Source organism: Variovorax sp. Varisp53 (assembly GCF_059491555.1).
Genome location: NZ_CP168512.1, coordinates 1,289,665 through 1,315,991, shown reverse-complemented (window position 1 = coordinate 1,315,991; position 26,327 = coordinate 1,289,665). Strand labels below are relative to the sequence as shown.

Annotated in this window: 24 protein-coding genes and 1 tRNA gene; 9 read left to right on the top strand and 16 right to left on the bottom strand. The window is 67.0% G+C overall.

The window, feature by feature from the left end:
* The first annotated feature begins 7 nt into the window (after positions 1-7).
* Together ACEOAB_RS05915 and ACEOAB_RS05910 are read left to right on the top strand one after the other, a co-directional pair.
* A complete protein-coding gene (locus ACEOAB_RS05915; RefSeq protein ID WP_413749384.1) occupies positions 8-1,171 on the top strand; it encodes an acyl-CoA dehydrogenase family protein in 1,164 nt (387 codons plus the stop codon).
* Between the two features lie 109 nt (positions 1,172-1,280).
* Positions 1,281-2,648 carry an MmgE/PrpD family protein gene (locus tag ACEOAB_RS05910; RefSeq protein WP_495653533.1) on the top strand — a complete coding sequence of 456 codons (1,368 nt, stop codon included), beginning with the start codon at positions 1,281-1,283 and terminating at the stop codon, positions 2,646-2,648.
* A 64-nt stretch (positions 2,649-2,712) separates the two neighbouring features.
* Here ACEOAB_RS05910 and ACEOAB_RS05905 read toward each other — a convergent pair whose 3' ends face one another.
* The 6 genes from ACEOAB_RS05905 to yaaA all read right to left on the bottom strand — a co-directional run bounded on the left by ACEOAB_RS05905 (position 2,713) and on the right by yaaA (position 8,271).
* Complete coding sequence (locus ACEOAB_RS05905; protein ID WP_413749382.1) at positions 2,713-3,603, bottom strand: LysR family transcriptional regulator; 891 nt, start codon at positions 3,601-3,603, stop codon at positions 2,713-2,715.
* Between the two features lie 79 nt (positions 3,604-3,682).
* Positions 3,683-4,588 carry an SDR family NAD(P)-dependent oxidoreductase gene (locus ACEOAB_RS05900; protein WP_413749381.1) on the bottom strand — a complete coding sequence of 302 codons (906 nt, stop codon included), beginning with the start codon at positions 4,586-4,588 and terminating at the stop codon, positions 3,683-3,685.
* A 123-nt stretch (positions 4,589-4,711) separates the two neighbouring features.
* Positions 4,712-5,578: an NADPH-dependent 7-cyano-7-deazaguanine reductase QueF gene (gene queF, locus ACEOAB_RS05895; RefSeq protein WP_413749380.1), complete on the bottom strand. Its 867-nt coding sequence runs from the start codon at positions 5,576-5,578 to the stop codon at positions 4,712-4,714.
* Positions 5,575-6,477 (bottom strand): alpha/beta fold hydrolase, encoded by a 903-nt coding sequence (locus ACEOAB_RS05890; RefSeq protein WP_413749379.1) that lies wholly within the window; start codon positions 6,475-6,477, stop codon positions 5,575-5,577. The genes queF and ACEOAB_RS05890 overlap by 4 nt, the downstream gene beginning before the upstream one ends.
* A gap of 10 nt (positions 6,478-6,487) precedes the next feature.
* A complete protein-coding gene (locus tag ACEOAB_RS05885) occupies positions 6,488-7,330 on the bottom strand; it encodes a 2OG-Fe(II) oxygenase (protein ID WP_056586440.1) in 843 nt (280 codons plus the stop codon).
* A gap of 155 nt (positions 7,331-7,485) precedes the next feature.
* Complete coding sequence (gene yaaA / locus ACEOAB_RS05880; RefSeq protein WP_056586437.1) at positions 7,486-8,271, bottom strand: peroxide stress protein YaaA; 786 nt, start codon at positions 8,269-8,271, stop codon at positions 7,486-7,488.
* 105 nt (positions 8,272-8,376) lie between these two features.
* On the opposite strand from yaaA, the gene ACEOAB_RS05875 reads away from it, so the two are divergent.
* Entirely contained in the window at positions 8,377-11,256 is a 2,880-nt protein-coding gene (locus ACEOAB_RS05875; protein WP_413749378.1) for a valine--tRNA ligase, read from the top strand.
* A 102-nt stretch (positions 11,257-11,358) separates the two neighbouring features.
* Entirely contained in the window at positions 11,359-12,249 is an 891-nt protein-coding gene (gene galU / locus ACEOAB_RS05870) for a UTP--glucose-1-phosphate uridylyltransferase GalU (protein ID WP_413749377.1), read from the top strand.
* A gap of 75 nt (positions 12,250-12,324) precedes the next feature.
* On the opposite strand, the gene ACEOAB_RS05865 is transcribed toward galU, so the two are convergent.
* From ACEOAB_RS05865 to cysM, 3 genes are all read right to left on the bottom strand, one after another.
* Positions 12,325-12,552, bottom strand: coding sequence for a sulfurtransferase TusA family protein (locus tag ACEOAB_RS05865; RefSeq protein ID WP_056586429.1), 228 nt, complete (start codon positions 12,550-12,552; stop codon positions 12,325-12,327).
* The gene (locus ACEOAB_RS05860) at positions 12,542-13,117 is read right to left on the bottom strand and encodes an NUDIX domain-containing protein (RefSeq protein WP_007830325.1); all 576 of its coding nucleotides are present in this window, start codon (positions 13,115-13,117) and stop codon (positions 12,542-12,544) included. Before ACEOAB_RS05860 ends, ACEOAB_RS05865 begins: the two co-directional genes overlap by 11 nt.
* A 140-nt stretch (positions 13,118-13,257) precedes the next feature.
* Positions 13,258-14,160, bottom strand: coding sequence for a cysteine synthase CysM (gene cysM, locus ACEOAB_RS05855; protein WP_056586426.1), 903 nt, complete (start codon positions 14,158-14,160; stop codon positions 13,258-13,260).
* Positions 14,161-14,202: 42 nt separating this feature from the next.
* Here cysM and ACEOAB_RS05850 point away from each other — a divergent pair.
* Positions 14,203-14,287, top strand: a tRNA-Leu gene (locus ACEOAB_RS05850).
* A gap of 129 nt (positions 14,288-14,416) precedes the next feature.
* Here the strand turns inward: ACEOAB_RS05850 and ACEOAB_RS05845 are convergent.
* Positions 14,417-15,349 carry an SDR family oxidoreductase gene (locus ACEOAB_RS05845; protein ID WP_495653532.1) on the bottom strand — a complete coding sequence of 311 codons (933 nt, stop codon included), beginning with the start codon at positions 15,347-15,349 and terminating at the stop codon, positions 14,417-14,419.
* A gap of 76 nt (positions 15,350-15,425) precedes the next feature.
* Between ACEOAB_RS05845 and ACEOAB_RS05840 the strand changes: the two genes are divergently transcribed.
* Both ACEOAB_RS05840 and ACEOAB_RS05835 read left to right on the top strand, forming a co-directional pair.
* Positions 15,426-16,490 (top strand): CDP-6-deoxy-delta-3,4-glucoseen reductase, encoded by a 1,065-nt coding sequence (locus ACEOAB_RS05840; protein WP_413749376.1) that lies wholly within the window; start codon positions 15,426-15,428, stop codon positions 16,488-16,490.
* A gap of 17 nt (positions 16,491-16,507) precedes the next feature.
* Positions 16,508-17,488: a Bug family tripartite tricarboxylate transporter substrate binding protein gene (locus ACEOAB_RS05835; protein WP_413749375.1), complete on the top strand. Its 981-nt coding sequence runs from the start codon at positions 16,508-16,510 to the stop codon at positions 17,486-17,488.
* On the opposite strand, the gene ACEOAB_RS05830 is transcribed toward ACEOAB_RS05835, so the two are convergent.
* Positions 17,460-18,236 carry a Crp/Fnr family transcriptional regulator gene (locus ACEOAB_RS05830; RefSeq protein ID WP_413749374.1) on the bottom strand — a complete coding sequence of 259 codons (777 nt, stop codon included), beginning with the start codon at positions 18,234-18,236 and terminating at the stop codon, positions 17,460-17,462. The two genes, ACEOAB_RS05835 and ACEOAB_RS05830, sit on opposite strands and share 29 nt — an antisense overlap.
* Positions 18,237-18,391: 155 nt before the next feature.
* On the opposite strand from ACEOAB_RS05830, the gene ACEOAB_RS05825 reads away from it, so the two are divergent.
* Both ACEOAB_RS05825 and ACEOAB_RS05820 read left to right on the top strand, forming a co-directional pair.
* The gene (locus ACEOAB_RS05825; RefSeq protein ID WP_495653531.1) at positions 18,392-20,587 is read left to right on the top strand and encodes a xanthine dehydrogenase family protein molybdopterin-binding subunit; all 2,196 of its coding nucleotides are present in this window, start codon (positions 18,392-18,394) and stop codon (positions 20,585-20,587) included.
* Between the two features lie 11 nt (positions 20,588-20,598).
* Positions 20,599-21,057: a (2Fe-2S)-binding protein gene (locus ACEOAB_RS05820; protein WP_007830311.1), complete on the top strand. Its 459-nt coding sequence runs from the start codon at positions 20,599-20,601 to the stop codon at positions 21,055-21,057.
* Between the two features lie 9 nt (positions 21,058-21,066).
* Here ACEOAB_RS05820 and ACEOAB_RS05815 read toward each other — a convergent pair whose 3' ends face one another.
* The 5 genes from ACEOAB_RS05815 to ACEOAB_RS05795 all read right to left on the bottom strand — a co-directional run bounded on the left by ACEOAB_RS05815 (position 21,067) and on the right by ACEOAB_RS05795 (position 26,320).
* On the bottom strand, positions 21,067-21,828 hold the full coding sequence (locus ACEOAB_RS05815; RefSeq protein WP_042672979.1) for an ABC transporter ATP-binding protein: 762 nt from the start codon (positions 21,826-21,828) through the stop codon (positions 21,067-21,069).
* A 16-nt stretch (positions 21,829-21,844) separates the two neighbouring features.
* Positions 21,845-22,618, bottom strand: coding sequence for an ABC transporter ATP-binding protein (locus ACEOAB_RS05810; RefSeq protein ID WP_176668076.1), 774 nt, complete (start codon positions 22,616-22,618; stop codon positions 21,845-21,847).
* 20 nt (positions 22,619-22,638) lie between these two features.
* Positions 22,639-23,847, bottom strand: a complete 1,209-nt coding sequence (locus tag ACEOAB_RS05805; RefSeq protein WP_413748408.1) for a branched-chain amino acid ABC transporter permease — start codon at positions 23,845-23,847, stop codon at positions 22,639-22,641.
* Between the two features lie 10 nt (positions 23,848-23,857).
* Positions 23,858-24,787: a branched-chain amino acid ABC transporter permease gene (locus ACEOAB_RS05800; protein ID WP_007830303.1), complete on the bottom strand. Its 930-nt coding sequence runs from the start codon at positions 24,785-24,787 to the stop codon at positions 23,858-23,860.
* Between the two features lie 240 nt (positions 24,788-25,027).
* A complete protein-coding gene (locus ACEOAB_RS05795; protein WP_056586404.1) occupies positions 25,028-26,320 on the bottom strand; it encodes a replication-associated recombination protein A in 1,293 nt (430 codons plus the stop codon).
* Positions 26,321-26,327 lie beyond the last annotated feature (7 nt).

Here is a 26,327-nt window from a genome sequence, read left to right as displayed (position 1 = left end):
GCAAACAATGAACAACGCCAACGACAAGAACTTCCCCGACATCCGCGACGCGGTGCGCGACCTGTGCACGCAGTTTCCCGATGCCTACTTCCGCAAGATCGACGAGGCGCGCGGCTACCCCGCCGAATTCGTCGATGCGCTCACCAAGGCCGGCTGGATGGCCGCGCTGATTCCGCAGGAGTACGGCGGCTCCGGCCTGGGCCTGACCGAGGCCTCGGTGATCATGGAAGAGATCAACCGCTGCGGCGGCAACTCCGGCGCCTGCCACGGCCAGATGTACAACATGGGCACGCTGCTGCGCCACGGCAGCGAGGCGCAGAAGCGCGCCTACCTGCCGAAGATCGCCAACGGCGAACTGCGCCTGCAGTCGATGGGCGTGACCGAGCCCACCACCGGCACCGACACCACCAAGATCAAGACCACGGCGGTGAAGAAGGGCGACCGCTATGTCATCAACGGGCAGAAGGTGTGGATCTCGCGCATCCAGCATTCGGACCTGATGATCCTGCTGGCGCGCACCACGCCGCTGGCGGACGTGAAGAAGAAGTCCGAAGGCATGTCGATCTTCATCGTCGACTTGCGCGAGGCCATCGGCAAGGGGCTGACGGTGCAGCCCATCCTGAACATGGTGAACCACGAGACCAACGAGCTGTTCTTCGAGAACCTCGAGATCCCGGCCGAGAACCTGATCGGCGAGGAAGGCCAGGGCTTCAAGTACATCCTCGACGGACTCAACGCCGAGCGCACGCTGATCGCCGCGGAGTGCATCGGCGACGGCTACTGGTTCATCGACCGGGTGACGGCCTACACCAAGGAGCGCGTGGTGTTCGGCCGCCCGATCGGGCAGAACCAGGGCGTGCAGTTTCCGATTGCCGAAGCGTTCATCGAAGTGGAAGCAGCGAACCTGATGCGCTATGAAGCCTGCCGCCTGTTCGACGTGCACCAGCCTTGCGGCGCACAGGCCAACATGGCGAAGTACCTGGCGGCCAAGGCGAGTTGGGAGGCTGCGAATGCGTGCCTTCAGTTCCACGGCGGCTTCGGCTTTGCATGCGAATACGACATCGAGCGCAAGTTCAGGGAGACGCGGCTGTACCAGGTGGCGCCCATCTCGACCAACCTGATCCTGAGCTACGTGGCCGAACACATGCTCGGCCTCCCACGGTCTTTTTGACTCACCCCCAGGCTTCGCGCACTTCGTGTCGCTTCTCCCACCCCTTACCGGGGGCAACACCAGAGGCCCGGCAAAGCCGGTTCCTCGGTGTTCCACGAAAGGATCGTTCATGACTCCCATCACCGCCGACCATCCGAGCAAGGTGCTCGCGACCTTCGCGGCCGAACTGCAGTTCGCCGACATTCCCGCGCCCGTGCTGCGCCGCACCGAAGACCTGATGCTCGACTGGCTGGGCTCGGTGCTCGCCGCACGCATGGCACGGCCGGTGCGCAGCATCGAGCGCTTCGCACAGATGATGGGGCCGGCCGACGGGCCCAGCGAGATACTGACCTCGCGCCGCACCAGCTCGCCGGTGTTCGCGGCGCTGGTCAACGCGGCCGCCTCGCACTTCGTCGAGCAGGACGACGTGCACAACGGCTCGGTGTTCCACCCTGCCGCCGTCGTCATCGCGCCCGCGCTAGCCGTGGCGCAGAGCCTCGGCGCAAGCGGCGCGCTACTGCTGACCGCCGTGGTCGCGGGCTACGAGGTCGGCATCCGCGTCGGCGAATTTCTCGGCCGCTCGCACTACAAGACCTTCCACACGACCGCGACGGCGGGCACGCTCGCCGCTGCAGCAGCAGTCGGCCGCCTGCTGAGTCTCACGCCGCAGCAGATGCTGCACGCCTTCGGCTCGGCCGGCACGCAGTCGGCCGGCGTGTGGGAATTCCTGCGCGATGCAGCCGACTCCAAGCAACTGCATTGCGCGCACGCGGCAGCGAGCGGGCTGATGTCGGCCTACCTCGCACAGGACGGCTTCACCGGTGCAGCAAGGATCCTCGAAGGCGCGCAGGGCCTGGGCGTCGGCATGTCGAGCGACGCCGATCCGGCCAAGCTCGTCGACGGCCTCGGCACGCGCTGGACGCTGGCCGAAACCTCCTTCAAGTACCACGCCTCCTGCCGCCACACCCACCCCGCCGCCGACGCGCTGCTACAGGTGATGACGCAGAACAAGCTCAAGCCCGCCGACGTATCGCGCGTGACCACGCACGTGCACCAGGGCGCCATCGACGTGCTGGGCCGGGTCGACGTGCCCGCCACGGTGCACCAGGGCAAGTTCTCGATGGGCACGGTGCTGGGCCTCATCGCCGTGCACGGCCGCGCGGGCCTCGGCGAATTCGACCGCGACTTCCTCGCGCCCGAGGTCTCGGCTTTCCGCGAGAAGGTGGCGATGCAGCTCGATGAAGAAGTCGACACCGCCTACCCCGCACGCTGGATCGGCAAGGTCAGCGTGCAAACCGCCGACGGTCGCACACTGCAGGGCCGCGTCGACGAGCCCAAGGGCGACCCCGGCAACAGCCTGAGCCGCGCCGAGATCGAGGACAAGATGCAGCGCCTCGCGCACTACGGCGAAGGCGTGACGGCAGAAGAAGCAAAGGCCCTGTGCACCCGCATCTGGCAACTGGGCGAGACCCAGAAAGTGGCGCGCTGGTTGCCTTGAGGAAGGAAGGGCCTCAACCCCCCCCCCGGGGCCCGGTCTGCGGTGCCGGATGGAACGCCCAGGCTCAGGAAGCGATCAGGTGATCGAACAGCTCCCGGGCAGAAGCAGGCAGTTGTTCCCGATCACGCGCGATCAACTTCAGCTCCCGTTCGGCCCACGCATCGCTGAGCGCCACGGTCGAGATGCGCATCGCCATCGACAGCCGCTGAGCGGAAGACGCGGGTAACACACCAACCCCTACGCCCGCCTCGATCATCAGGCAGATGGCCTCGAAGCTGCTGACCTGGATGCGCGGATTGAAGCCGCGCCCCGCGAGTTCGGCACGGCGCTGCAGGAAGCGGTGGATGGCGCTGCCATGGTGCAGGCCCACGTGCTGCTCGTCGAGCGTGTCGGCAAAGGCCACCGAAGGGGCGCCCGCGAGGTGGTGCGTGAGCGGCACCACCAGCACGAGTTGGTTGCTTCCGAAGGGACGCGCGTCGAACTCGCCGGTGTGCACGTCGCCGGCAAGGATGCCGATGTCGGCCTCGCCATCGGCCACAGCGCGCACGATCTCTTCGCTCAGGTACTCGCGCAGGTCGACCTGCACGGCCGGGTGCTGCGTGAGAAAGCCCGCGAGCTTCTGCGGCAGGTACTCGGTGATCGAGGTGGTATTGGCGAACACGCGCACATGGCCCTTGATGCCCTTGCCGAAGTCCTGCATGTCGCAGCGCAGGTGCTCCATCTGCTGCATCACGCGCTTGGCGTGGTACAGCACGGCCTGCCCCGCGGCCGTGAGCGTCACGCCCTGCGCGCTGCGGTGCAGCAGCTTGCCGCCCACGGCCTCTTCCATCTGCTTGATGCGGGTGGAGGCGGCGGCCAGCGAGATACAGGCCTTCTCGGCGCCGCGCGTGAGGCTGCGCGCGTCCGCCACGTAGACGAACAGTTTCAGGTCGAACAGGTCGAAATGCAGGTTCACCGGGCGCAGGCACGAGTAAGGAAGGGAACGTGCATTGTCCGGCGAACGGCGCCGTGCGCGCCCGCTTGCGGGTTTGTCCTCAGACGGGGTCCCAGCTGAACACGTCGGCCGAGCGGTCGAGCGGGAAGAAGCTCGCGCGCATCGCGGGCATGGCGTGCTCGGCAATGCTCTGCGGCGTCCAGCCCTCGGAGCGGTGGATCGAGCGCACCGGGCGCGGCTGGCTGATGAGCGAGATCTCGTTGTTGCGCACCGAGAAGATCTGGCCGTTGACCACGCCCGCCGCCTCGCTCGCGAGGTACACCGCCAAGGGCGCCACTTTGGCCGGCGTCATCTGCTTGATCTTGTCGACGCGGGCGCGCTGCTCGTCGGTGTCGGTGGGAATCGCGCCGATCATGCGGCTCCAGGCAAAGGGCGCGATGCAGTTCGAGCGCACGTTGAATTTCTGCATGTCGAGCGCGATCGACTTCGACAACGCGACGATGCCGAGCTTGGCCGCCGAGTAGTTGGCCTGGCCGAAGTTGCCGATCAGGCCCGAGGTGGAGGTCATGTGCACCAGCGCGCCCGCATTCTGTTCCTTGAAGTGCACGGCCGCCGCACGGCTCACGTGGTAGGCACCGTAGAGATGCACCTTGAGCACCGAGTCCCACTCGTCGACCGACATCTTGTGGAAGAAGCGGTCGCGCAGGATGCCCGCGTTGTTGACCGCCGCGTCGATGCGGCCGAAGCTGTCGAGCGCGCACTGCACGATGCGCGCCGCGCTGGCGGCGTCGGCCACGCTGTCGGTGTTGGGCACGGCCTGGCCGCCGGCCGCGCGGATCTCGTCGACCACCTGCTGTGCGGGGCCGGCGCTGCCGCCGGCACCATCGAGCGCAGCGCCGATGTCGTTGACCACCACTTTCGCGCCGTGGGCCGCCATGGCCAGCGCGATGTCGCGCCCGATGCCGCCGCCCGCGCCCGTGACGACGACCACTTTTCCTTCAACCATGTTTGTCTGTGCTCCGGAGGTTCTTTCGACCGCGGGTTCGCGGGCATATTTCAGAATGCCACAGGCGAAGCGAAAGCGGGTTCCAGGTTTCCGAAGAGGGCCTTCGGCGCGGCCCGGGGACGGCTATTGGCGCGCCGTGCGGATGTTCGCCGGCAGCGCCTGCGGCCAGCTCGTGCGAAACGGATTGATGTCCAGCCCGCCGCGCCGCGTATAGCGCGCATACACCGCGAGCTTGGTCGGCTTGCAGCGGCTCCAGATGTCCGTGAACATGCGCTCGGCGCACGGCTCGTGAAACTCGTTGTGGTTGCGAAAGCTCACGATGTACGCCAACAGCCCGGCCTGGTCGATGGGCGGGCCGCTGTAGCGGATCTGCACGCTACCCCAGTCGGGCTGGCCGGTGACGAGGCAGTTGCTCTTGAGCAGGCGGCTGGTGAAGGTTTCGTTCACATGCACCTGCGTGGCGTCGCTGCTCAGCAGCTGCGGCGCGGGCTGGTAGTGGGTGCACTCGATGTCGAGGCGGTCGAGGTCGAGGCCGTCGAGTTCGTGCACCGGCTCGCGGTCGAACATGTCGGGCGCCATCAGCTTCACGCCGATGCCGGCCGACTGGTCGCTGCCGCGCCACGCGGCTTCGGACAAGTCCGCGCGCAGGCGCTCGCGCACCGCGTCGGCGCTCGCGAACTGGCTGTTGTTGAAGCTGTTGAGATAGAGCTTGAAACTCTTGCTCTCGATGATGTTGGGCGTCTCGCACGGAATGGTGAAGTGCACGATGGCCAGCTGCGGCTTGCCGCGCAGGTTGAGCCAGCTCACCTCGAACGCGGTCCACAGGTCGGCGCCGAAGAAGGGCAAGGCATCGGACCTGATGCCCATGGCCTCGCGCTGCGTGGCGCGCGCGATGGGAAACAGCAGCGTGGGGTCGTAGCGGTCGGCGTAGGCCGAGGCGCGGCCAAGTTGCGATTGCTCGGGCGTGTTGGGGTTCGGGTCGTGGCTCATGGTGTGGCGTTTCTGGCCTCCGCCGCATGCGCGAACGGAGCAATGTGGTTGGCGAGGATGGTGCACACCTCGGGCGGCAGGTCGTGGCCCATGCCGGGGATCGCGACGAATTGCGAACCGGGAATGCGCCTGGCGGTGTCTTCCCCGCAAGCGATGGGCACGAGCGCATCGGCGTCGCCGTGCAGCACCAGCGTGGGCGACTGGATGCGCGCCAGCACCTGCGGCCGGTCGGCATCGGCGCCGACGGCCAGCATCTGCCGCATCAGCCCGGCCGGGCGGTATGCACGGCGCATGCTGAAGGTGAGGCGCGCGGCCAGCTCTTCGTCGCTCTGCGGGTAGGCGGGGCTCTGGATCAGCCGCAGCAGCCGGATGCTGTGCGCGACCAGCGCGGCCTCGTCGCGGCCCACCGGACGACGCATGAGCATGGAGGCCACCTCGCGGCGCGGCCCGGGCAGGCCGCGTGCGCCGCTGGAGCTCATGATGCTCACGAGGCTGGTCGTGCGCTGCGGTGCGGTAGCGGCCATGCGCTGGGCGATCATGCCGCCCATGGAAGCGCCGACGATGTGGGCTCTTTCAATGCCCAGCGCATCGAGTACACCGAGCGCATCGAGGGTCATGTCCTGCAGTGTGTAGGCAGAGCGCACCGGCAGGCCGAGGCGATGGCGGATGGTTTCCCACACGACGTTGCCCACGCCCGCATGGTCGAAGCCCTGGCTCAGCCCGATGTCGCGGTTGTCGTGGCGCACCACGCGAAAACCCGCCTCGACCAGCTGCTGCACGAAGCCCGTGGGCCATGCGACCAGCTGCATGCCCAGGCCCATGATGAGCAGGATCACGGGGCGCCCCTCGCCTCCGGTGTCGTCGACTTCGATCTGCAGGCCGTTGGCGGTGACTTTCATCGGCTTCTTGCTACTTGAACTCGCGCTCGCGCAGCCACTTGGTGGCGACCCACTTCTCGCCCGCCAGCACCGGCGCGCCGCCGTGCAGCGTGCGAGTGACGGGGTCGGGCCGGTCATAGCTGAAGAACACGCCGCAGCCGCGCACCGGCGCCACTTCGAGCCCCACGTCGGGGAAGGTGGTGGCGCCGCCGCCTTCGGGCTCCTGCAGGTACATCACCAGCGTGGCGACGCGCTGGCCGCCGCGCTTGAGGATGGTGGGCGTGCCGGGTTCGCCGGGGTCGAAGTAGTCGTAGTGCGGGCGGTACTGCGCGCCGGGGGCGTAGCGCAGGATCTGCAGGCCCTCGCCGAATTCGAGCGGCCAGCGCAGCAGCGTGGCGAGGCGCTGCTCCAGCCGCGCGACGATCTCGTTCTCGCCGCGCTCGAAGAACATGCCGTCGCTGGTGCGATCGACGTTGAGCACCTCGCCGCCGGTGCGGGTCTCCACGGTGAGCGAACGCGCGAGCCGAACGCGCGCCGCAGCGATCAGGCCTTCGCACTCCTCGGCCGACAGCAGGTTGCCGAACACGACGACACGCGGATGCCGCATGGTCTGCAGCACCTGCACGCGGCGGTCGCCGGCATCGAGGTACAGCGGCGCACCGTCGAGGTCGGGGCCGGGCATTTTGGTGCGTACGGGCGGCAGGGCCACCTCCACGTTGGGGAATCCGGCCTCGAGCTGGGCCAGCGCCGTGTCGGCGGCGGCATCGTGCCAGCCGGCCGCGCGCATGGAAGCGCGCAGCGCTGGCACCGAGTGCCCGGCCGCGAGCTGGGCCACCAGCCACTCGCGCAGTTCCGGACTGATCGGTTGCGACATCTCAATACTCCTCCACGCTGCAGCAAGCCCCGCAACGCATGAAAAAACCGCCACGCCCCATTCCAGGAACACCGCGGAACCGGCTTTGCCGGGCCGCCGGTGTGCCCCCTGCAAGGGGGTTGGCGTAGCGACACGAAGTGCGCGAAGACTGGGGGTCAGTCCAACCTTCTCCTGAACACCAGCCTTTCGGCTGTCGATGCTTCTGCATCGAAACCATAACCCTCGAGGTCGAACTTTTCCAGTGCCTTGGGCGTGGCCGCCTTGTGCTGCACGGCCCAGCGAGCCAGCAGGCCGCGCGCGCGCTTGGCGAAGAAGCTCACGATCTTGTACCTGTCGCCCTTCCACTCCTCGAACACGCATTCGACCACACGGGCCTTGAGCACCTTCTTGTCGACCGACTTGAAGTACTCCTGCGAGGCGACGTTGACGACCACCGGCGTGCGGTCGGCCGCGAGGCGCTCGTTGAGATGCTCGGCGATGCGCGAACCCCAGAAGGCGTAAAGGTCCTTGCCGTGGCGATTGGCCAGTTGCGTGCCCATCTCGAGGCGGTAGGGCTGCAGCAGGTCGAGCGGGCGCAGCAGGCCGTAGAGGCCGCTGAGGATGCAGACGTGGTCCTGCGCCCAGGCCAACTGCCCCTTGGTGAGCGTGCGGGCATCGAGGCCGCCGTAGACGTCGCCGTCGAAGGCGAAGGCGGCCTGGCGGGCGTTCTTCTCGGTGCTCTTGCCGGACCAGGCTTGGTAGCGGGCCACGTTCAGGGCGGAGAGCTTGTCCGACAGGTGCATCAGCTCGGAGATCTGCTGGGGCGACTTCTCGCGCAGCAGCCTGATCAGCTCGACCGAGGGGCCGCGCGGAGATTCGAAATGGGGTTGGGTGGCGGGGATTTCGGAGGGAACCGGAGTGTCGTAGTCGAGCGACTTCGCAGGGGAAAGCAGGAACAGCATGGCGGAATTATCAGTGGCTGCCGTGACGCTGGGCCGCGCCGGTAAAATCGCGGGCTATCCCACCCTGTCTCCCCACGGCTCCCTGAAGGGCCGTTCCGTATTCCCATGAGCGAACCCACCACTTCTCCCGCCCAGCCCGGCCTGGACAGCCTTTCCAAATCGTTCGAGCCCGCCGCCATCGAGGCGCACTGGGGCCCCGAATGGGAGAAGCGCGGCTACGCCAAGGCCGGCTTCAGAGGCACGCAGCAACCGAAGGAAGGCGCCGAATCGTTCGCGATCCAGCTGCCGCCGCCCAACGTGACGGGCACGCTGCATATGGGCCATGCGTTCAACCAGACGATCATGGACAGCCTCACGCGCTACCACCGCATGAAGGGCGACAACACGCTGTGGTTGCCGGGCACCGACCACGCGGGCATCGCGACGCAGATCGTCGTGGAGCGCCAGCTGCAGGAGCAGAAGATCAGCCGCCACGACCTGGGCCGCAAGAACTTCGTGGCGCGCGTGTGGGAATGGAAAGAGAAGTCGGGCAACACCATCACCGAGCAGATGCGCCGCATGGGCGACACGGTGGACTGGAGCCGCGAATACTTCACGATGGATGACGACCTCTCGAAGGTGGTCACGCACACCTTCGTGAAGCTGTATGAAGAGGGCCTGATCTACCGTGGCAAGCGCCTGGGCAACTGGGACCCGGTGCTCAAGACCTCGGTGAGCGACCTCGAAGTCGAAAGCGAAGAGGAAGACGGCTCGCTCTGGCACATCGCCTATCCGCTGGAAGACGGCAGCGGCACGCTGACCGTGGCCACCACCCGGCCCGAGACCATGCTCGGCGACACGGCCGTGATGGTCCATCCGGAAGACGAACGCTACAAGCATCTCATCGGCCAGCGCGTGAAGCTGCCGCTGGTGGATAGGCTGATCCCGATCATTGCCGACGACTACGTCGACAAGGAATTCGGCACCGGCGTGGTGAAGGTGACTCCGGCCCACGACTACAACGACTACGCCGTCGGCCAGCGCCACAAGCTCGAGATGATCGGCGTGCTCACGCTGGACGCGACCATCAACGACAACGCCCCCGAGAAGTACCGCGGCCTGGACCGCTTCGTCGCGCGCAAGGCCATCGTGGCCGACCTCGACGCACTGGGCCTGCTGATCGAGGTGAAGAAGCACAAGCTGATGGTGCCGCGCTGCGCGCGCTCGGGCGCCATCGTCGAACCGATGCTCACCGACCAGTGGTACGTGGCCATGACGCGCCCCGGCGCCGATGGCCAGTCGATCGCGCAGAAGGCCATCGACGTGGTGAAGTCGGGCGAGGTGCGCTTCGTGCCCGAGAACTGGGTCAACACCTACAACCACTGGATGGAGAACATCCAGGACTGGACCATCTCGCGCCAGCTCTGGTGGGGCCACCAGATTCCCGCCTGGTACGACGAGGAAGGCAATGTGTACGTGGCCGAGAACGAGGCCGACGCGCAGGCCAAGGCGCCGGGCAAGACGCTGCGCCGCGACGAGGACGTGCTCGACACCTGGTACTCGGCGGCGCTGGTGCCCTTCTCTTCGCTGGGCTGGCCCGAGAAGACGAAGGATCTGGAGCTGTACCTGCCCTCGCAGGTGCTCGTGACGGGCTACGACATCATCTTCTTCTGGGTCGCCCGGATGATCATGATGACCAAGCATTTCACCGGCAAGGTGCCGTTCAAGGACGTGTACATCCACGGCCTGGTGCGCGATGCGCAGGGCAAGAAGATGAGCAAGTCGGAAGGCAACGTGCTCGACCCGGTGGACCTGATCGACGGCATCCAGTTGCCCGAACTGCTCGACAAGCGCACGCAGGGCCTGCGCAAGCCCGAGACGGCGCCCGCGGTTCGCAAGAACACGCAGAAGGAGTTTCCGGACGGCATCCCGGCCTTCGGCGCCGATGCGCTGCGCTTCACCTTCGCTTCGCTGGCTTCGCTGGGCCGCAGCATCAACTTCGACAGCAAGCGCTGCGAGGGCTATCGCAACTTCTGCAACAAGCTATGGAACGCCACGCGCTTCGTGCTGATGAACTGCGAAGGCCAGGACTGCGGCCTGCTGGAACACACGAAGGAAGACTGCAAGGTCGGTGGCAAGGCCCATGGCTACCTGAAGTTCAGCCGTGCCGACTTCTGGATCGTGTCGCAGCTGCAGCGCGTCGGGGCCGAAGTGGCCAAGGGCTTCGAGGAATACCGCCTCGACAACGTGGCCAACGCGATCTACCAGTTCGCCTGGGACGAGTTCTGCGACTGGTACCTGGAAATCGCCAAGGTGCAGATCCAGACCGGCGACGATGCACAGAAGCGCGCCACGCGCCGCACGCTGATCCGCACCCTCGAAACAATGCTGCGCCTGGCGCATCCGGTGATCCCGTTCATCACGGAAGAGTTGTGGCAGAAGGTGTCGACGGTTGCGGGACGTGAGGGCGAGTCGATCATGGTCGCCGCCTATCCGAAGAGCCAGCCCGAGAAGATCGACGAGGCGGCCGAGGCGCACGTGGCGCGGCTGAAGGCGCTGGTCGATGCTTGCCGCACGCTGCGTGGCGAGATGAACGTGTCGCCGGCCACGCGACTGCCGCTCTACGCGGTGGCCGACGACGCCGAAGGCGCGGCCTTCCTGCGCGAATCGGCGCCGGTGCTTCAGGCGCTCGCAAAGCTCAAGGAAGTGAAGGTCTTCGACGACGAGGCTTCGTGGTCGGCCGCGGCCGAGGCGGCGCCCGTGGCGGTGGTCGGCGCTGCGCGCCTGTGCCTGCACATGGAGATCGACAAGGCGGCCGAGAAGCTTCGCATCGGCAAGGAAATTGCGCGCATCGAAGGCGAGATCGCAAAGGTAAACGGCAAGCTCGGCAACGAAGCCTTCGTTGCGAAGGCACCGCCGGCGGTGATCGAGCAGGAACGCAAACGCCTGGCTGATTTCACGGCCATGCTGGAGCGTTTGCGCGATCAGCTTGTGCGTCTTGGCTGACACACGAGGGGCCGGGAAGGCGTTTAGGATGTTGAGAACGGCTTCGCGCCGCGCCGTCGCATCATCCTGCACCCCCTTTTGAAGAAAGACGCTGTACTGCCCATGTCCACTTCCTCGACCCGCATTCGCAAGGCCGTATTCCCCGTTGCAGGCTTTGGTACTCGCTTCCTGCCAGCCACCAAGGCACAGCCGAAGGAAATGCTGCCCGTGGTCGACAAGCCGCTGATCCAGTACGCCGTCGAGGAAGCCTACGCCGCGGGCATCCGCGACATGATTTTTGTGACCGGGCGCAACAAGCGTGCGATCGAAGATCACTACGACACCGCCTACGAACTCGAGAGCCAGCTCGAAGCCAGCGGCAAGGATGCGCTGCTCAACATTGCGCGCTCGGTGTCGCCCGACGACATGACCTGCTCGTACGTGCGCCAGCCGCGCATGCTGGGCCTGGGCCATGCGGTGCTGTGCGCCGAGCACCTGGTGGGCAACGAACCCTTCGCCGTGCTGCTGGCGGACGACCTGATGGTCGGCCCCGAGGGCGGCCAGCCCGTGCTGGCGCAGATGACCGCGGCTTTCAGCCGCCTCGGCGGCTCGCTGCTTGCGGTGCAGGAAGTGCCGCTGGCGCACGTCAAGCGCTACGGCATCGTGGCCGGCGACGTGATCGAGGAAGGCCTGGTGAAGGTCAACCGCATGATCGAGAAGCCCAAGCCCGAAGATGCGCCCTCGCGCCTGGCCGTGGCCGGCCGCTACATCCTCACGCCGGGCGTGTTCGACGAGATCCGCAACCAGCCCAAGGGCGCGGGCGGCGAGATCCAGCTGACCGACGGCATCGCCGCGCTGATGAAGAAGGAATCGGTCTACGCCTATTCGTACAAGGGCATCCGCTACGACTGCGGCAGCAAGGAAGGCTTCCTACAGGCGTCGGTGGAACTGGCGCTGGCCCACCCCGAGGTGGGCGCGGAGTTCCGCGAATACCTCAAGAGCCTGAAGCTGTAGTCGCTTCTTCTTCGAGCGCCATCGTGAACGAAGGAAGGGCCGCTGACGCGGCCCTTTTCTTTTCTCTTCTCTTTGTCAGCGCCGCTTCAGCACGTGGATGAAGTCGCCGCCCACGGTTTCCTGTGCCATCAGCTCGTTGCCCGTCTGGCGTGCGAAGGCCTGAAAGTCGCGGATCGATCCCGGATCGGTCGACACCACCTTCAGCAGCTGCCCGCTCGCCATCTCGTTGAGCGACTTCTTGGCCTTGAGGATCGGCAGCGGGCAGTTCAGCCCGCGCGTGTCGAGCTCGCGATCAACTTGCATTGCCCGGCTCCGGCGGCAGGTTCAGGCCGCGGCGGCGCTCTTCGTTCTCGGCCGCGGTGAAGAACACGGGCTCATGGCCGCGCGTGCGCAGCCAGTCGGCCAGCGCGTAGCCGGTGCCGGCGGGCCAGCACTTGAGGTCGGGCAAGTCGTAGAGGCGGTAGTCCACCAGCTCGGGCGACAGCTTCACCTCGCCATCGGCCACCACGTGGTACGCGATGATGATCTGGTTCATGCGCTGGAAGTCGTAGGCGCCGACGATCTTCGCGGCGCTGATGTCGAGGTTGGTTTCTTCCTTCACCTCGCGCGCAATGCCCTCCTCGGGCGTCTCGCCGGCTTCCATGAAGCCGGTGATCAGCGCAAACATCTTGCCGGGCCAGGCCGCATTGCGCGCCAGCAGCACCTGGCCGCGGTACTCGACGATGGCCGCGAGCACCGGGGTCGGGTTGTTCCAGTGGGTGTGGCCGCAGTTGGGGCAGCGCAGGCGCTCCTTGGGGCCGCCGTCTTCCATCAGCGCGATCCACTCGAGGGGCGTGGCACAGACCTGGCAGAACTTGGGGTGGGGCATGGGGTTCTCAGCCTTCTTTTTGTTGAGTAGTGGCCCCTTCCAGGAACACCGCAGAACCGGCTTTGCCGGGCTGCAGGTGTTGCCCCCGGAGGGGGTTGGCGAAGCGACACGAAGTGCGCATAGCCTGGGGGCGAGCCTTGTCAGGCGGGGAAGACGCCGGTGGAGAGATAGCGGTCGCCGCGGTCGCAGACCACGAACACGATGGTGGCGTTCTCGACCGTCTTCGCCACCTGGAGCGCGGCCCACAGCGCGCCGGCCGCCGAGATGCCGCCGAAGATGCCCTCTTCGCGCGCGAGGCGCCGGCACATCTCTTCGGCATCGTCCTGGCTCACGCTGATTTCTTCATCGACGCAGCTCGGGTCGTAGATCTTCGGCATGTACTCGGCCGGCCACTTGCGGATGCCGGGAATGCGCGAACCTTCGGCCGGCTGCGCGCCGATGATGCGCACTGCCGGGTTCTTCTCCTTGAGGAAGCGCGACACGCCGGTGATGGTGCCGGTGGTGCCCATGGCGCTCACGAAGTGCGTGATCTTGCCCTTGGTATCGGCCCAGATCTCGGGGCCGGTGGTCTCGTAGTGGATGCGCGGGTTGTCGGGGTTGGCGAACTGGTCGAGCACCCGGCCCTTGCCCTGCGCCACCATCTGTTCGGCGAGATCGCGGGCGTATTCCATGCCGCCGCTCTTGGGCGTGAGCACGAGCTCGGCGCCGAAGGCCTTCATGGTCTGGGCGCGTTCGATCGAGAGGTCCTCCGGCATGATCAGCACCATGCGGTAGCCCTTGATGGCCGCGGCCATGGCCAGGGCGATGCCGGTGTTGCCGGAGGTGGCTTCGATCAGGGTGTCGCCGGGCTTGATCTCGCCGCGCTCCTCGGCGCGCTTGATCATCGAGAGGGCCGGCCGGTCCTTGACCGAGCCCGCGGGATTGTTGCCTTCGAGCTTGCCGAGAATCACGTTGCCGCGCTTGGCGTTTTCTGCGGCGTTGATGCGTTGCAGTGCGACCAGAGGGGTCTTGCCGATGGCGTCTTCGATCGTCGGATAATTCATGGCAGCCACTGTGCCATAATTTTGGGCTTCGTTCAGAACCCTGCCCGGGTGGTGAAATTGGTAGACGCAGGGGACTCAAAATCCCCCACCGAAAGGTGTGCCGGTTCGATTCCGGCCCCGGGCACCACATTTTTCTCGCCCCCAGGCTTCGCGCACTTCGTGTCGCTTCGCCAACCCCCTACCGGGGGCGATACCGGCGGCCCGGCAGAGCCGGCTCCGCGGTATCCCTGGAAGGGGACCGCTCCCGCTTCACAGGTCAGGCCGCTTCGCGCAGGCCCGTATGCACCGTCGGATGCGCCAGCCGCACCCGCAGTTCACGCTTCAGCCGCGTGTTGTCCAGCCGGCGCGATTCCCCCATGAAACTCAGCAATTGCAGCGGCAGCTGCCGCTCGGCGTCGCCGCGCGCCACACGCGGTGGGCGCGGCATGCCGTAGAGGTCGGCAGCCAGATCAACGTAGTCGCCCATGCGCAGCTCAGTGTCGTCCGAGGCATGCACGATGCGCTGCGGCTTGCCGCGGAACAAGGCCGCCACGCAGGCGCGTGCGAGGTCGTCGGCGTGGATGTGGCTGGTGTAGACATCGTCCTCGCGCCGCAGCACGGGCGTGCCGCGCTGCAGGCGGCCGCGCGGGGTGCCGTTTTCGCGATCGGGCGCGTAGATGCCCGGAATGCGCAGGATGCTGGCGCGCACACCGGCGCTGCGGCCCAGCCAGCGCACGGCGCGTTCGGCATCCACGCGGCGGTGGGAGCGCGGCGTGTCGGGCCGCACGCCGCGGGTTTCGTCGACTCGGGCGCCGCCGCAATCGCCGTACACGCCGCTGGTCGAACCGTAGACGAACGCCGAAGGCAACGACCGCAGGCGCAATGCCCGCGCCAGTTCGGTGGTGCGCTGGTCGCGCCACCAGGCGGCACCGCCGTCGCGGGCGGGCGGCGCCAGGTGCAACACCCGCGTGGCGATGCCCGCCAGCCGGCGCAGCGTGGCCGCGTCGTCCAGATTGCCCGCCAGCGGTCGGATGCCGGCCGCGCGCAGGGCGCCCACGCGGTCGGCCGACGAAGTGAGTGCCACCAGTTGCATGCGGCCGCGCAGATCGCGCGCCACGCGCTGGCCGATGTCGCCGCATCCGACGATCAGCAGGCGTTCGCGCCGGAACCGCGCTGGCAGAGCGCCGGAGGGGCTATTGATTGAAGGCAAAATCCTGTTCCTGTCCCAATTCAGTTGCTCACCGGGCTTCGTACGGCCCGCGAAGAGTTCACCTCGAAGAATACCGATGACTGCTACAGCACCGCACGAAGCGGGCTTTTCCATCCACGTCGAACCCAGTGGACGCCATTTCATGGTCCACGGCGACGAGACCATCCTCGCGGCGGGCATCCGGCAGGGCATCGGCCTTCCCTATGGCTGCAAGGACGGCGCCTGCGGCTCGTGCAAGTGCAAGAAGCTGTCGGGAGAGGTCACGCTGGGGCCCCATCAGAGCAAGGCCCTGAGTGCCGAAGAACAACTCGCCGGCTACGTGCTGACCTGCTGTGCGCACGCCCGGAGCGACGTGGTGCTCGAATCGCGACAGGTCACGGAGGCCGGCGCCCTGCCGATCCGCAAGATGCCGGTACGGGTGCAAGGCCTCACGCGCCTGTCGCACGACGTGATGATGGTGCGCCTGCAGTTGCCGGCCGGCGAGCCGCTGCAGTTCTACGCTGGCCAGTACGTGGAGTTCATCCTGCGCGATGGCGCACGCCGCAGCTACTCGATGGCCAATGCGCCGCACACGCTGGGCCAGCCCGGCACGGGCATCGAACTGCACCTGCGGCACCTGCCCGGCGGCAAGTTCACCGACCATGTGTTCGGCACGATGAAGGAAAAGGAAATCCTGCGCATCGAGGGCCCCTTCGGCAGCTTCTTCCTGCGCGAGGATTCCGGCAAGCCGATGATCCTGCTGGCCTCGGGCACGGGCTTCGCGCCGATCAAGGCGCTGCTCGAGCACATGAAGTTCAAGGGCATCGAGCGGCCCGCCACGCTCTACTGGGGCGGCCGGCGGCCCGAAGACCTGTACATGGACGCCTGGGTGCGCGAGCAGATGGCGCAAATGCCGAGCCTGCGCTACGTGCCCGTCATTTCCAATGCCACGCCCGAAGACAACTGGACCGGCCGCACCGGCTTCGTCCATCAGGCCGTGCTGGAAGACTTCGCCGATCTGTCGGGCTACCAGGTCTATGCCTGCGGTGCGCCCATCGTGGTCGACTCGGCCAAGCGCGATTACGTGGCGCTGGCGGGCCTGCCCGAAGAAGAATTTTTTGCCGACGCATTCACCACAGAGGCCGACAAGGCCCTTCCCTGAGACACCCCAAAAAGACAATGAAGACGAGACACTTCCTTCTCACCCTGCTCGCCGGCGTCGCGGCCCTGCTGGGCACCAGCCAGGCGATGGCGCAGCAGCAACAGCGGCCGATCCGCCTCGTCGTGCCTTACGCGGCAGGCGGCCCGATCGACAACACCGCTCGCATCCTGGCCGAGCGCGTCAAGGACACGCTGGGCCCGGTCATCATCGACAACAAGCCCGGCGCTGGCGGCAACATCGGCGCCGACATCGTGGCGAAGGCACCCGCCGACGGCCTGACGATCGGCATCGCGGCCACCGCCACCAACGCGGTGAACCCGTGGCTCTACAGCAAGATCCCGTTCAACGCCGCGACCGACTTCGCACCGATCACGCAGATGGTCCGCGTGCCCAACGTGCTGGTGATGAACGCCGACACGGCCAGGCGCCTGAACATCAACAGCGTGGCCGACCTGATCCGCTATGCCAAGGCCAACCCGGCCAAGCTCAACTACGCCAGCGGCGGCAACGGCAGCGCCGGCCACCTCGCGGGCGAGCTGTTCAAGAAGGAAGCGGGCATCTTCGCAGTGCACATTCCGTACAACGGCGGCAACCCGGCACAGCTGGCGCTGCTGTCGGGGCAGGTCGACTTCAACTTCGACAACCTCGCCACGGCCGCGCCGAACATCCGTTCGGGCAAGCTGAAGGCGATCGCGGTCACGACGCTCAAGCGCAGCAGCGCCCTGCCCGACGTGCCGCCCGTGGCCGACACGCTCAAGGGCTTCTCGATCGACACGTGGTGGGGCCTGGTGGCGCCGGCCGGAACGCCGCACGAGGTGGTCGTGAAGCTGAATCAGGCCTTCGTCGCCGCGCTGAATGCGCCGGAAACGAAGACCCGCTTCGCCTCGATGCTGGCCGAGCCGGTCGGCAACTCGCCCGAGCAGTTCGGCAGCTTCATGAAGAGCGAACTCGCCAAGTACGAGAAGGTGGTCAAGGCCACCGGGGCGAAGGTGGACTGACGAGGTCGTCCAGGGGCGCTGCGGCCTGCGTGTCGGTGGCCGCAGCCACGGCCGCCGCCGCTTCGGCCGCCCCGCTCTGGTAGGTGCGCAGGCCTGCGAGGTCGAGCACTTCCACGCCGCCATGTTCGATGCGCAACAGGCCGTCGCGCTGCAGCGCATGCAGCGCGCGGTTGGCACGCTGGCGCGACACGGCCGACAAGAGGCCGATCTCGTCCTGGCTCAGCCGCACGAAGCGGGTGGCACGCGGATAGAGGATGGGGTCGAACAGGCTGGCCAGGCAGCGCGCCACGCGCGCGTCGGGGCCGAGCAGCCGATCGAATTCCATGAGGCCGATGAACAGGCTCAGTCGCGCGTTGATGTGTAACAACAGAAACCGATTGAAGTCGATGCTGGTGGACATCAGCCGCTCGAAGCTGTGCCGCGGCACGCAAGCCACGCGCGTGGGCCGCAGCGCCACGCCGTCGTAGCGCCAGCGTCCGGGGGTGAGCAGCGAGCCTTCGCCGCTCCAGCCTCCAGCGGTCACGCCGGTGAAGGTGGACACGCGTCCGTCGGGCAGCGACACCGACATCTTCAGCAGGCCATCCATCACGCCGATCCAATGATCGGCCGGCTCGCCGCGCCGCACGACGAAGCCGCCGGCCGGCACCACGCGCTCGTGCGACTCCTGGACGACGCGGTCGAGCTCGTCGTCCGTGAGCGCGCGCGCCCACAAGCTCTCGCGAAGCATGTTCTCCAACGCGTTCGACATCGCGCCTCCTGCTGTCGTCCCTCGTGACATCGCATCGGCCGATCCGTCGCAGGCGCCGGTCGGCGGGGACCGTAAGAAATGTCGTTGCAACGACATCTTCGGCGCGGCGATGGTGCCACAGTCATCCGCGTTCGCCAAACAACAAGGAGACAACGATGAAGCGTTCGAACAAGGACCCGCGCCCCGCGCGCGGACCGGACGGCGGGGATGCGCACGGCCTGCGCCGGCGCGACGTGCTGGGCTACGCCACGGCCGCACCGCTGGCATCGGCGGCGGCCGGCATCGCGGGGATCGGTGCCCTCACGGCACCCGCTTCCGCGGTGGCCGCGCTGCTGCCCATGACCCCGCCCGACACCACCGACCTGATCGACATCGGCGACGCGGTCACGCTGACGTCGCTGCCGACCATGCCGCTGGTGAAGGTGACGAACACCGGCGACGGCCGCGTGCGCCTTGCGCTGCCGCGCCTCGAAGTGGGCCAGGGCATCGCCACGGCGACCGCGATGATGCTGGCCGACAAGCTGCGCCTGCCGCTGAGCGCCATCGAAGTCACGTCGGCCGACGCCAGCCCCGAGCTGATTTGGAACCAGCTCACCGGCGGCTCGTCGAGCGTGCGTTCGATGCATGCCGGCATGCCGACGCTGGGCGGCCTCGGCGGCCTGCTCTCGGGCTCCACGCCCTCGGTGGTCGGCCAGCGCGTGACGCGGCTCGACGCACTCGACATCGTCACCGGCCGCAAGAAGTTCACGCTCGACCAGGCGGTGCCCGGCGCCAAGCCGACGATGGTGCGGCGCCCGCCGACCATCAACGGCAAGTTCGTCGGCATCAACAACCTGAACACGGTGATGGGCATGCCGGGCGTGATCGGCGTGGTGCCGATTCCCGCCACGAACGGCATCACGCCGACGCCGCCGGGCGTGGCGGTGATGGCCGAGACCTTCGGCCAGGCCTGGGCCGCGGTGAACGCGCTCGACGTGATCTGGGGCGCCGGCCCGCTCGACGGCGAGTCGAACGCCACCATCATGAGCAAGCTGAAGTCGTCGCTGCTGCCCTTTGCGCTGCCGCCGCTGGGCGCGCTGACGGTCGAGGCCGAGTTCGAGTTCGCGCCGGCCGCGCACTGCCCGATGGAAGTCGAATGTGCGATTGCGGACGTGCGAGCGGATCGCGCCGAAATCTGGGCCGGGCTGCAGAGCCCCATCGTCACCCAGCAGGCAGTGGCCGCCGATCTGGGCCTGCCGCTGAACAAGGTTGTCGTGCATGTGGTGCCCTCGGGCGGCTCGTTCGGGCGGCGCCTGTTCTGGGACCCGGTGCTGCAGGCGATCCAGGTGTCGAAGGCGCTGGGGCGCCCCTGCCGCCTGATGTACCACCGCACCGACGACATGCGCCACACGCGCATCCGCCCGCCGATCTACCAGAAGGCACGCGCCACGATGCTGCTGGGCCAGGTCATCTCCTTCGAGCAGCGCATCGCCAGCGTGCGGCTGGACACGCGCCACGGCTTCGGCAACATGCTCGAGGCCGCCGCCATCGCACTGCCCAATGCCTTCCCGCAGACGGTGGGCAACTTCGCGATCGAGCAGGTGATGTTCAAGACCATGGTGACCTCGCCCTACAACTTCGGCGTCACGACCAAGCTGCTGACGCCGGTGCCGATGGACATGAACACCTGCTCGTACCGCTCGGTGCACATCCAGCCCGCGCGGCTGGTGGAAGAGATCCTGGTCGACGAGATGGCCCGCGCCGCGGGCAAGGACCCGGTCGCCTTCCGGCTCGAGTACCTGCGCCTGCCGCGCGCCCGCGCGGTGCTTAAGGCGGTGGCGGAAGCCGCGCAGTGGGGCAAGGCGATGCCGGCGGGCTTTGCGCAGGGCGTGGGCGTGCACCAGGAGACGAAGTCGTTCACGGCCTGCATCGTCGAGATCGACGCGCGGGTACCGGCGCAGGCCCGCGTGGTGCGCGCGACCATCGCCATCGACGTGGGCACGCCGATCAACCCCTCGGGCATCGAAGCGCAGCTGCAGGGCGGCCTGTGCGAATCGATCGCGCTGGTGCTGTCGGCGGGGCTGCACATCCAGAACGGCCTGCCGCTGGAAGGCAGCTACTCGCAGTACCACTTCTCGCGCATGAAGCACTACCCGAAGGACGTGAAGGTCATCATCCTGCCGGCCAACGGCGAGGCCATCGGCGGGCTGGGCGAGGTCGGCCTGTCGGCGAGCTCGGGCGCCATCGCCAACGCCTACGCGCGCGCCACCGGCATCAAGCCGCGCAGCTTCCCGCTGAACTTCCCGGTCGACTTCACGCCGATCCCGCCGGGCAAGCTGCCCACACCCGTCAACGTTCCGATCCCCGCCTGAGGAGACCCGCCATGCCTGTGCAATCTTTCAAGGTGAACGGCCAGAACGTGGACGTCGAGGCGCCCGACGACCTGGCGCTGCTGTGGGTGCTGCGTGACAAGCTCGGCATCACCGGCCCGAAGTACGGCTGCGGCATCAACGTGTGCAAGGCCTGCACCTGCCACGTCGACGGCAAGGCCGTGACGACCTGCTCGGTGCGCGTGTCCGACGTGCGCGGCCGCCAGGTGACGACCATCGAGGGCCTGGCCAACGGCAACACGCTGCACCCGGTGCAGCAGGCCTGGATGAACCTCGACGTGCCTCAATGCGGCTTCTGCCAGCCGGGGCAGATCATGGCGGCGGTGGACCTGCTGCGCCGCACGCGCAACCCGACGGACGCCGACATCGACGCCATCGAGAACGTGTGCCGCTGCGGCACCTACGGCCGCATCCGCGAGGCCATCAAGGCTGCGGCGGCGGCAATGGGGTAGGAGGCTTGCTTATTCGCCGAGGTAGGCGGCCCGCACGCGCGGGTCGCTCAGCAGGGCCTTGGCTTCACCGTTCATGGTGATAAGCCCCGACTCCATCACGTAGCCGCGGTCGGCCAGCTGCAGCGCGCGGTTGGCGTTCTGCTCGACCAGCAGGATGGTCACGCCCTGCGAGGCCACGGTCTGCACCACCTCGAAGATCTTGTCGCACATGATCGGCGACAGGCCCATCGTCGGCTCGTCGAGCAGCAGCACCTTGGGGCGCGCCATCAGCGCACGGCCCATGGCCAGCATCTGCTGCTCGCCGCCCGACATCGTGCCGGCCAGCTGGTCCTTGCGCTCGCGCAGGCGCGGGAAGGTGACGAACACACGCTCCATGTCACTCGCGATGGCCGCTTTGTCCTTGCGGATGTAGGCGCCGATCTGCAGGTTCTCGGTGATGGTCATGCGCGTGAACACGCCACGGCCTTCGGGCACCATCACGAGGCCCTCTTCCACCAGATCCCACGCACCGCGGCCCTTAATGCTGCGGCCCAGGAATTCGATGTTGCCGGCTCCGGCCGGCAGCGTGCCGGTGATGGCCTTCATGGTGGTGGTCTTGCCGGCGCCGTTGGAGCCGATCAGCGACACCAGTTCGCCTTCGCGCACTTCGAAGTCCACGCCCTTCACGGCCTGGATGCCGCCGTAGCCGACCCTCAGGCCGGTGACCTTCAGCAGCGTCTTGCCGGCCGCCTTGGCTTGCGCGGCGGTGGACGAGGTTTCTTGTTCGCTCATGGTTGCGGTGCTCATGTCAGTGGCCTCCGGTGCCGAGGTAGGCCTCGATCACCTTCTCGTTCTTCTGCACGTCCACCGGGGTGCCTTCGGCAATCTGCTTGCCGTAGTCCAGCACGGTGACGCGGTCGCACAGGCCCATGATGAGCTTGACGTCGTGTTCGATGATCAGGATGGTGCGGTTGTCGCGGCGAATACGGTCGATCAGCTCGCGCAGCGCGACCTTCTCGGTCAGGTTCATGCCGGCGGCGGGCTCGTCCAGCGCGATGAGCTGAGGGTCGGTGGCCAGTGCACGGGCGATTTCCAGGCGGCGCTGGTCGCCGTACGACAGCGTGCGCGCCTTGTAGTCGGCAAACTTGCCGATGCCGACGTAGTCGAGCAGTTCGTGCGCGCGGTCGGCAATGGCCTTTTCCTCGGCCTTGAAGCCGCCGGTTCGGAACATCGCGCCGAGCACGCCCGAGTGCGTGCGGATGTGGCGCCCGACCATCACGTTCTCCAGCGCCGTCATTTCGGCGAAGAGGCGGATGTTCTGGAAGGTGCGCGCGATGCCGGCCTTGGCCACTTCGTGCACGGCCGTCGGCTGGTAGGGCTTGCCGGCGAGTTCGAAGGTGCCGCTGTCGGGCGTGTACAGCCCAGTGATCACATTGAAGAAGGTGGTCTTGCCAGCGCCGTTGGGGCCGATCAGGCCGTAGACCTGGCCGCGCTTGATGGTGATGCCCACGTCGGAGAGGGCCTGCAGCCCGCCGAAGCGTTTGGAGATGCCGCGAACGTCGAGGATGGTGTCTGTCGTCATGTTGATTTTTCCTTCGGCGTTCAGGGATTGATCGACATGGGACGCGAAGCCGCACCCGGCAATTCGTCGGCGGGCGTATCGATGCCCGGCGCATGCGTTTGCAGCGATCCGGGGGCCACGGCCGCATGGGCCGGGTCGACGGGCACTGCGCCTTTCCTGGTCAGCGTCTTGCCGTGTTCCGGCGAGGGCCAGAGGCCGCGCGGACGCACCAGCATGATGACGATCATGGCCAGCGCGATGAACAGCTGGCGCAGGATGGAAGCGTCGAGGCGGCCGTCGGTCAGCGACTGCAGCGGGCCGGCGACGTAGCGCAGCACTTCGGGCAGCGCGGCCAGCAGCACGGCACCGAGGACGACGCCGGGCAGGTGCCCGATGCCGCCGAGCACCACCATCGCGACGATCATCACCGACTCCATCAGGCTGAAGGACTCGGGCGACACGAAGCCCTGGAAGGCCGCGAACATCGCGCCCGACACGCCGCCGAAGCTGGCGCCCATGCCGAAGGCCAGCAGCTTCATGTTGCGGGTGTTGATGCCCATCGCCTTGGCCGCGATCTCGTCCTCGCGGATGGCCATCCAGGCGCGGCCGACGCGCGAGGTCTGCAGGCGGTGCGAAATGATGATCGTGGCGATCACCAACGCCAGGAACAGGTAGTAGTACAGCGAGACCGAGGAGATCGAGAAGCCGTCGAACTTCCATGCCTTGCCGAGGTCGAGGCCCCAGAACTTGACGGAGTCGATGGCGGTGATGCCCTTCGGCCCGTTGGTGATGTTCACCGGCTGGTCGAGGTTGTTCAGGAACACGCGGATGATTTCGCCGAAGCCGAGCGTGACGATGGCGAGGTAGTCGCCGCGCAGCTTGAGCGTGGGGGCGCCGAGCAGCACGCCCAGGCAACCGGCCACCGCAAGGGCCAGCGGAATCACGATCAGCAGCGAGGTGTGCAGCCCGTTCGGGAACATCTGTGCGAACCACGGGAAGGTCTCGCTCAGGTGCGACGAACCCATCAGCGCGTACAGGTAGGCCCCGATCGCGAAGAAGGCCACGTAGCCCAGGTCGAGCAGGCCGGCATAGCCGACCACGATGTTCAGGCCCAGTGCCAGCATCACGTAGAGCAATGCGATGTCGGCGATGCGCACCCAGGCGTTGCCCTGCATCTGCAGCAGCAGGGGCAGCGCGAGCACGGCGACGATGCCGATGATGTAGAAGGCGAGGTTCTTGCTGTTTTTCATGGCTCGTTCCTCAGGCACGGTCCGCCACGCGTTCGCCGAGCAGGCCGGACGGACGCAGCGTGAGCATGACGATCAGCACGATGAACGCGAAGATGTCGCTGTAGTTGCTGCCGAGCACGCCGCCCGTCAGCGTCCCGATGTAGCCCGAGCCGATGGCCTCGATGAGGCCCAGCAGGATGCCGCCGACCACCGCACCGGCGAGGTTGCCGATGCCGCCGAACACGGCTGCGGTGAAGGCCTTGAGGCCGGGCAGGAAGCCCATCGCGTGCTGCGCGATGCCGTAGTTCGATGCGTACATCACACCGGCAATGGCCGCGAGCACGGCACCGATGATGAAGGTGGCCGAGATCACCATGTCGGGCCGGATGCCCATGAGTGCCGCCACGCGCGGGTTCTCCGCTGTGGCGCGCATTGCACGGCCGAGCTTGGTGTAGTTGACCAGCCACATGAGCACCACGAGCGAGAACGCCGTGACGCTCAGGATCATGACCTGGGTGGGAGAGATCACCGCGCCGCCCACGTGGATGGGGTCGGTCGGCAGCAGGTTGGGATAGGCCTTGTTGGTCGGCTTCCAGATGATCATGGCCAGCGTCTGCAGCAGGATCGACATGCCGATGGCCGTGATCAGCGGCGCGAGCTTGGGACTGTTGCGCAGCGGCCGGTAGGCCACCTTCTCGATCACGAAGTTGAGGGTTGCCGCGACGACGCAGGCGATGATCAGCGCGATGAGGAGGATCAGCCAGCCCGGTGTGTTGGGCATGCCGTCCTTCATGAGCCCGATGATGGTCCAGCTCGTGAGCGCCCCCACCATCAGCACTTCTCCGTGCGCGAAGTTGATCAGATTGATGATGCCGTACACCATGGTGTAGCCCAAGGCTATCAAGGCATACATGCTGCCCAGTACCAGACCGTTGATGATCTGCTGCAGCAAAATGTCCATAACGCGATTTCCTATGTGTTGCACCGTTGCGGGGTGCCATTCACCCGCCGGGCACCGGTTTGGCGCCCCTGGGTTGACAAGCAAAAAACCAGCCAACATGTGTCGCCGGCGGATTTGTGGGCGGGATTGTAGTCATGCACCAGCGTCGATTTGGTGCGCGGCGACGGGGGTTTACCCGCTCACGTCATGCTGTATGCGCGTGGGGCCATGCACGCTTTGCAAGCGTGCTGCAAACAAGTATCAGCCGTTGCCTTCGGCGTTCCGGCGGCGCAGCTCGCGCAGCTTTTCCGCGATGCGAATCTCGAGTCCACGCTCGACGGGCTCGTAGAAGACCTGGCCCTCCAGCCCTTGTGGAAGGTAGCGCTCGCCGGCGGCGAAACCGCCCTCCTCGTCGTGCGCATAGCGGTAGCCCTTGCCGTAGTCGAGCTCTTTCATGAGCTTGGTGGGCGCATTTCGCAGGTGCATGGGCACGGGTCGCGTGCTGTCCGTCTTCACGAGGGCGCGCACCGCGTTGTAGGCCTTGTAGACGGCGTTCGACTTGGGTGCGATGGCGAGATAGACCACGCATTCGGCCAGGGCCAGTTCGCCCTCGGGTGTACCCAGACGCTCGTAGACTTCGGCCGCATCGAGCGCCAGGCGCAGTGCGCGCGGATCGGCCAGGCCGATGTCTTCGCTGGCCATGCGCACCAGCCGGCGCGCCATGTAGCGCGGATCGGCGCCGCCGTCGAGCATGCGCACGAACCAGTAGAGCGCGGCGTCGGGGTCGCTGCCGCGCACGGATTTGTGCAGCGCGCTGATGGTGTCGTAGAACTGTTCGCCGCCCTTGTCGTAGCGCCGCATGCGCTCGCCGAGCACCCGCAGCAGCCACTCGTCGGTGATGTGGTCGAGCTTTTCGGCACGGGCTGCGACCGCGAGAGTTTCGAGGGTGTTGAGCAGCCGGCGCGCATCGCCGTCGGCATAGGCCACGAGGCGATCGACCGCCGCGGCGTCGATGGCGGGCACGGCCTGGATGGCCTGCGCGCGCGCCACGATCTGCTTGAGGTCGTCTTCGCCGAGCGACTGCAGCACGTACACGGCGGCGCGCGAAAGCAAGGCCGAGTTGACCTCGAACGAAGGGTTCTCGGTGGTCGCGCCGATGAAGGTGAAGAGGCCCGACTCCACATGCGGCAGGAAGGCGTCCTGCTGGCTCTTGTTGAAGCGGTGCACCTCGTCCACGAAGACGATGGTGCGCTGCTGCTCCAGCCCGTCGCGCGCGGCGGTGGCGCGCTCGACCGCTTCGCGGATGTCCTTCACGCCGCCGAGCACCGCGCTGATGCTCAGGAACTGCGCGTCGAACGCATCGGCCATGAGCCGCGCGATGGTGGTCTTGCCGGTGCCCGGCGGCCCCCAGAGGATGCAGGAATGCGGCTGGCCCGATTCGAAGGCGATTCGCAGCGGCATGCCCGGGCCGAGCAGGTGCTGCTGGCCGATCACGTCGCCCAGCGTCTTGGGACGCAGGCGCTCGGCAAGGGGTTGGTGGGCGGTGGTGGCCAAGCCTGTG

Coding starts and splice junctions, on each gene's coding strand:
- ACEOAB_RS05915 (WP_413749384.1), top strand. CDS start 8: ATGAACAACGCCAACGACAAGAACTTCCCCGACATCCGCGACGCGGTG.
- ACEOAB_RS05910 (WP_495653533.1), top strand. CDS start 1,281: ATGACTCCCATCACCGCCGACCATCCGAGCAAGGTGCTCGCGACCTTC.
- ACEOAB_RS05900 (WP_413749381.1), bottom strand. CDS start 4,588: ATGGTTGAAGGAAAAGTGGTCGTCGTCACGGGCGCGGGCGGCGGCATC.
- queF (WP_413749380.1), bottom strand. CDS start 5,578: ATGAGCCACGACCCGAACCCCAACACGCCCGAGCAATCGCAACTTGGC.
- ACEOAB_RS05890 (WP_413749379.1), bottom strand. CDS start 6,477: ATGAAAGTCACCGCCAACGGCCTGCAGATCGAAGTCGACGACACCGGA.
- ACEOAB_RS05885 (WP_056586440.1), bottom strand. CDS start 7,330: ATGTCGCAACCGATCAGTCCGGAACTGCGCGAGTGGCTGGTGGCCCAG.
- yaaA (WP_056586437.1), bottom strand. CDS start 8,271: ATGCTGTTCCTGCTTTCCCCTGCGAAGTCGCTCGACTACGACACTCCG.
- ACEOAB_RS05875 (WP_413749378.1), top strand. CDS start 8,377: ATGAGCGAACCCACCACTTCTCCCGCCCAGCCCGGCCTGGACAGCCTT.
- galU (WP_413749377.1), top strand. CDS start 11,359: ATGTCCACTTCCTCGACCCGCATTCGCAAGGCCGTATTCCCCGTTGCA.
- ACEOAB_RS05865 (WP_056586429.1), bottom strand. CDS start 12,552: ATGCAAGTTGATCGCGAGCTCGACACGCGCGGGCTGAACTGCCCGCTG.
- ACEOAB_RS05860 (WP_007830325.1), bottom strand. CDS start 13,117: ATGCCCCACCCCAAGTTCTGCCAGGTCTGTGCCACGCCCCTCGAGTGG.
- cysM (WP_056586426.1), bottom strand. CDS start 14,160: ATGAATTATCCGACGATCGAAGACGCCATCGGCAAGACCCCTCTGGTC.
- ACEOAB_RS05840 (WP_413749376.1), top strand. CDS start 15,426: ATGACTGCTACAGCACCGCACGAAGCGGGCTTTTCCATCCACGTCGAA.
- ACEOAB_RS05835 (WP_413749375.1), top strand. CDS start 16,508: ATGAAGACGAGACACTTCCTTCTCACCCTGCTCGCCGGCGTCGCGGCC.
- ACEOAB_RS05830 (WP_413749374.1), bottom strand. CDS start 18,236: ATGTCGAACGCGTTGGAGAACATGCTTCGCGAGAGCTTGTGGGCGCGC.
- ACEOAB_RS05825 (WP_495653531.1), top strand. CDS start 18,392: ATGAAGCGTTCGAACAAGGACCCGCGCCCCGCGCGCGGACCGGACGGC.
- ACEOAB_RS05820 (WP_007830311.1), top strand. CDS start 20,599: ATGCCTGTGCAATCTTTCAAGGTGAACGGCCAGAACGTGGACGTCGAG.
- ACEOAB_RS05815 (WP_042672979.1), bottom strand. CDS start 21,828: ATGAGCGAACAAGAAACCTCGTCCACCGCCGCGCAAGCCAAGGCGGCC.
- ACEOAB_RS05810 (WP_176668076.1), bottom strand. CDS start 22,618: ATGACGACAGACACCATCCTCGACGTTCGCGGCATCTCCAAACGCTTC.
- ACEOAB_RS05805 (WP_413748408.1), bottom strand. CDS start 23,847: ATGAAAAACAGCAAGAACCTCGCCTTCTACATCATCGGCATCGTCGCC.
- ACEOAB_RS05800 (WP_007830303.1), bottom strand. CDS start 24,787: ATGGACATTTTGCTGCAGCAGATCATCAACGGTCTGGTACTGGGCAGC.